This is a genomic window from bacterium (assembly GCA_035528375.1).
GTDB lineage: Bacteria > RBG-13-66-14 > RBG-13-66-14 > RBG-13-66-14 > RBG-13-66-14 > RBG-13-66-14.
Window position 1 is genome coordinate 1 of the sequence record DATKYS010000067.1, and the last position, 4,851, is coordinate 4,851.

Consider the following 4,851-nt stretch of genomic DNA (forward strand, 5'->3'; position numbering starts at 1 on the left):
GTTTTGGCCGTGACCGCTCCCGTCGAGCTCGACGGCCAGCTTAGACTCCGGGCAGTAGAAGTCGAGGATATAACCTCCGAGGGGATGCTGCCGACGAAACCGCGCTCCAAAGAGCTGCTTGCGTCGCAGACACCTCCATAACCTGGTCTCGGCCTTCGTTTGAGAACCGCGAAGTTTGCGACAGCGTTCGAGAAGTAGGGAAGGCAGTTTCCTTGTAAGGGTCATTTTTGTAAACCCCCCTTCCCGACCTTCCCCCCAGAGGGGGGAAGGGGCCGTCGCACCCCTCTCCCCCCCCTGTCGGCGGGCCGCCCCCCAGAGGGGAGAGGGGAGAGCTACACCCCCCTCCCCGGCCCGTAAGCGCGCTTCCCCCCAGAGGGGGGAGGGGGCTACTCCACCGGGCACCAGGCGGGATATGCGTCAGCGCTGTAGTTGTTGGTTGCGCCCGTCGGCGTCCATCACGATGATTACCTCGTCCCCGTCGCGGTAGGAGTGGAAGGTGATGCGGCGGCCGTCCGGACTCCAGATGGGATTCTCGTCTTTGGCTGTGTTATTCGTTAGCTGGGTTACGTTGCCCCCGTCGGCGTCCATTACGAAGATTTCGAAGTCCCCGTCGCGGTCGGAGTGGAAGGCGATGCGGCGGCCGTCCGGACTCCAGGAGGGATACCGGTCATTGCTTGTGTTGTGGGTCAACTGGGTCTGGTTGCGCCCGTCGGCGTCCATCACGAAGATTTCCCAGTCCCCGTCGCGGTCGGAGGAGAAGGCGATGCGGCGGCCGTCGGGACTCAAGTGGGGCTGACTGTCCGAGCTACTGTTGTAGGTCAACTGGGTTACGTTGCCTCCGTCTGCGTCACGCACGAAGATTTCGGGGTCCCCGTCGCGGCCGGACATGAAGAAGATGCGGCCCGCGCCGGAGGTGCCCGATGAGTAGCCGCCACCGCCCGAGGTTCCGCTGTAAGGCAGGCCGGTGAGCGCCGCCGCCAGCCTGCGGCACACGTCGGGCAGGCCCGATTGGCTGTTGGTGCTCTCCGTCTTGCCCAGGACCGCCTCCGCCGTCTCCACATTAATAAAGCGAAGCGTGACGGTGTAGGTGCCGCCGAGGACCGAGACGCTGCCCAGGGCGACATAGTCCGCCCCCACCAACTTGCCGAACTCGGCGATGGTGCTCTCATCCACCATACCCGACAACTGGAAGGCGTGCTCCTCGAGCACCTTGTCGAGCTGCGCCCTCTCGATGACCCGGAACCGCCCGGTATCAATTACTTCCGTGCGCAGGATGTCGGAGACGGCGTCGGCAAGCTCCTTGGCGCAGAGCTTGGCCTCCAGGTCAACGATGGCGATGGCGGGCTGCTCGGCCAGCCCAGCGAACACCAGTAAAGCCAGTAGAATTATCAGTGTACGCATAATCCACCTTTTTCGAAGGTAGCCCTCACCCCGGCCCGTCGGCGCGCCGCTCCCACAGGGAGAGGGGGAACTGTTCTACACCTCACCCCGGCCCGTAAGCGCGCTTCCCCCCAGAGGGGGGAGGGGGTGGGTTTTTCACGCGCCGAAGATTTCCGTAAGGCCGCCGGACCAGAGCCCGCGCAGCTCGTCGAGATTTTCCGCCACCAGTATACGCTTACCCAGGGTCAGGGTGAAGCGCCGCTCGTCGGTGGTCCGTCCGAGGAGCGCCGCCGAGCATCCCCTTTCCTTGAAAAACTCCACCGCAGCCGCGCCCTCCGCCGCCCGGACGGTCAGGACGTACCCCGGGGCCTCGTTATAAAGCAGCGCCTCGGGTTCGAGCCGGTTCGCAATTTCGCCAAAATCCGCCTCCAGGCCCACGCCGCCGGAAAGGTACGTCCCCAGGGCGATTTCCGCCAGGCAGAGCGCCAGGCCGCCGTCTGAAACGTCGTGGCAGGCGACGGCCCTTCCGCTTCCGACGAATTCGACGATGGCGTTCAATTCGGTGCGCCAGCGATCCAACTCCGCCGGGGGCGGCTCGCCGATTACATCGCCGTAAACCGTCTCGTAATACAGGCTCCCGCCCAGCTCCGGCCTTCTTTTCCCGATGAAGACGACCTCCTCGCCGGGAGCCAGGGCGCTCTGGCCCGTGGCGTTGCGCGCATCCTGGATTACCCCCACGCAGGCGATTACGGGCGAGGGCGGGACGGCCCTCCCCTGGGCCGATTGGTTGTAGAAGCTGACGTTGCCGGAGACCACGGGCAGCGGCGCGCCGGGATGGCCGATGAGCCCCAGCCCCCGGCAGGCGTCACCGATCCCCCGCAGCCCCTCGGCGAACTCCTGGAATATTTGCGGCTTCTCCGGGTTGCCGTAATTCAGGCAGTCGGTGATGGCCGCCGGCGCGGCCCCGGTGCAGGCCACGTTGCGGGCGGCCTCGGCCACGGCGTGCACAGCGCCCAGGTACGGGTCCACCTCGCCCAGGCGCGGGTTGCCGTCGGCGGTCATGGCCACCCCCGCGGGGCAGCCCGCGAGCGGCATCACCACCCCGGCGTCGGCCTCCCCGGGCCGCAGGACCGTGCGCCCCTGCACCTCGCAGTCGTATCGCTTGAAGATGGGGTAGCGGGAGCAGCCGTTGGGCGAGGCGAGCATCTTTCGCAAAACCGCGCCCCAGGTCAGGCCGGGTCTCGGCCTCGCGGGTGTCGTTTTAGGCGCGGGCGGTGTGCGGGGGCGGTCGTGGCGTATCCCGTGGGTGACGGCCCGGGTGCTGACGTCGCAGACTAAAATTTCCTCCGCCGCGGTCCCCTTCCACAACAGGCGGTAGCGGTCCTCGGGCAGAATCTCGCCGATGACGGTCGCCGCCGCGCCCACCGCCGCCTTCCCCAGCTCCCAATCCTCGTTGAATATTTTACAAAAAGCCTCCGCCGCCCCGGCCGGCACGGCGTACATGTAGCGTTCCTGGGTCTCGCCGCACGCTATTATGTAGGGCGGGAGGTTTTGCATGGAGACCGGGACTTTATCGAGGTGGACGTCTGCGCCGAGGCCCGCCGCCGCGGCCATCTCGCTCGTGGCGCAGGCGATGCCCCCCGCCCCCAGGTCCTTCATCCCGAAGGCGAGGCCCAATTCCCGCAGGTGGCGCCAGGCCGCCTTGTTCGCCTCGGTCAGCACCCGCGACAAAAAGGGGTCGGGCACCTGCACCGCCCCGCGGTTCTCCTCGTCGGAGTCCAGGTCCACGCTGGCGAAGGCCGCCCCGCCGAAGCCGGAGTCGTCCGTGGCCTTGCCGACCAGGACGTAGACGTAGGGCGCCAGGCGGGCCTCGTCGGGCACGCGGCTGTGGATTATCTCGTCGGCGCGCACCAGCCCCACCGCCACCACGTTCACCAGGCAGTTGTCGTCGAATCTCTTGGTGAAGTAGGCGTCACCGCCCAGGTTGGGCACCCCCAGCGGGTTGCCGTACTGCCAGATGCCGTCCACCACGCCGGCGGCTATCTCCGCCGAGCGCGTCCCCACGGGCCCGGCCGGGTCGCCGAACCGCAGCGGGTCCAGCACGGCGAAGACCTCGCCCCCCATGCAGTACACGTCGCGGACGATGCCGCCGATGCCGGTGGCCGCCCCCTCGTTGGGCACCACCTGGCTCGGGTGGTTGTGGCTCTCGTGGGCGAAGACGATGCCGTACCGCACGCCTTTGTGGACGGTGAACTCGACGATGCCGGCGTCCTCGGCGGGGCCCTGAATCACGTTGGGGCCGTCCGTGGGGAGGTGCTCGGCGAGGAGCGCCCGGCTCGATTTGTACGAGCAGTGCTCGCTCCACATGATGTTGAACAGGTGCGCCTCGGCCAGGGTCGGCTCCCGGCCCAGGAGTTTCACCAGCTCTCGCGCCTCGTGGGGGGTGAGGTGGATGCCGATTCCGGCGAGGATTTTCTTGACCTCGGCGTCCGAGAGGCCGGAGAGGGCGAGCGGTTCGTCGGGGCGGTTCATAGGCTTAAGTGGTGGATACTCTTCGAGTTATGTCGCAGCAAATCATACCCCCGCCCAGCGGGAATGTCAACGCGGGCCGGGGGTGATAGAATCGTCCGGTCATGGCAGACCGGCGCGAAGGTCTTCGTCAGTTCATCCGCCACCCCGTGATGGGGCTGGTTCTCCTGGCGTGCATCGCGGGGGGCGCGGCGGTGGGGTTCTGGATCGAGCCGGTGGTGGGCTGGCTCTGCGTGGGGGTCTTCGCCGCCGGGCTCCTGGTCCGCCTGGTCCGCTGGATTACCGCCCGGCGGAGGGCGGACTAACCCTCCGCCTCGGCCAGCCTCCTGGTGACCAGGTCCGCGAAGAGGTCCACCGCCCGCCCCGGCACGCTCTCCGGCAGCTCCAGGACTATCTTCCCCCCCAGCGCCGGCAGCACCACCAGCCGGTGCCGAACCCGGTCGGTGTCCCGCCGCAGGTACAGCACCAGCAGCGAGACCAGCACCAGACCCACCCCCAGCACCATCCGCCAGAGATTGGCCAGCGGCACGAGCCACAGCACGGCGGTCAGGGCCAACAGGACCAGCATGGCCGCCACCAGCCGCCAGGGGCCGAAGACGACCCGGCTGCGCGACCGCACGCCGTGGACCTCGTCCAGGGTGAGCCTGCGCCAGCCGCCTTCGAGGCCGAAGAGGTGCAGCTCGTTCCCGGCGAGGACGGCGTCGGGCTCGTCGGGCGAGAGGCGCTCGTCGGGGCCGTAGTCGCGCCGGAGGCTCACCGCCTCGGCGGGGAAATTTTCGGGAAAGCGGGGAGGTTCCACGAGGGCAAGTATAGCGCCCATGCCGCCTTCGGGACAAGGCGTTAAAAAATGTTGGCGGTGCGGCCTCCCTTTGGTTGAAATAATTCTTGACACTTCCTCTTGACCATGTAAAATTACTTTGATGTTTTCTAATACCTAAGGAG

The 4,851-nt window shown here is 67.1% G+C and carries 5 protein-coding genes; 1 reads left to right on the forward strand and 4 read right to left on the reverse strand.

Going from position 1 to position 4,851, the window contains the following annotated elements; all coding sequences use genetic code 11:
* The 3 genes from VM054_04895 to purL form a co-directional block, all read right to left on the reverse strand.
* Positions 1–225 (reverse strand): DUF559 domain-containing protein (locus VM054_04895; protein ID HUT98397.1); only part of this gene is annotated, 225 nt, incomplete at its 3' end.
* Between the two features lie 192 nt (positions 226–417).
* Positions 418–1,401 carry a CsgG/HfaB family protein gene (locus VM054_04900; protein HUT98398.1) on the reverse strand — a complete coding sequence of 328 codons (984 nt, stop codon included), beginning with the start codon at positions 1,399–1,401 and terminating at the stop codon, positions 418–420.
* Positions 1,402–1,536: 135 nt separating this feature from the next.
* Positions 1,537–3,912 carry a phosphoribosylformylglycinamidine synthase subunit PurL gene (gene purL / locus VM054_04905; GenBank protein ID HUT98399.1) on the reverse strand — a complete coding sequence of 792 codons (2,376 nt, stop codon included), beginning with the start codon at positions 3,910–3,912 and terminating at the stop codon, positions 1,537–1,539.
* Between the two features lie 101 nt (positions 3,913–4,013).
* On the opposite strand from purL, the gene VM054_04910 reads away from it, so the two are divergent.
* Complete coding sequence (locus VM054_04910) at positions 4,014–4,214, forward strand: hypothetical protein (GenBank protein ID HUT98400.1); 201 nt, start codon at positions 4,014–4,016, stop codon at positions 4,212–4,214.
* Here the strand turns inward: VM054_04910 and VM054_04915 are convergent.
* On the reverse strand, positions 4,211–4,729 hold the full coding sequence (locus tag VM054_04915) for a hypothetical protein (GenBank protein ID HUT98401.1): 519 nt from the start codon (positions 4,727–4,729) through the stop codon (positions 4,211–4,213). The genes VM054_04910 and VM054_04915 overlap by 4 nt on opposite strands.
* Positions 4,730–4,851: the final 122 nt, after the last annotated feature.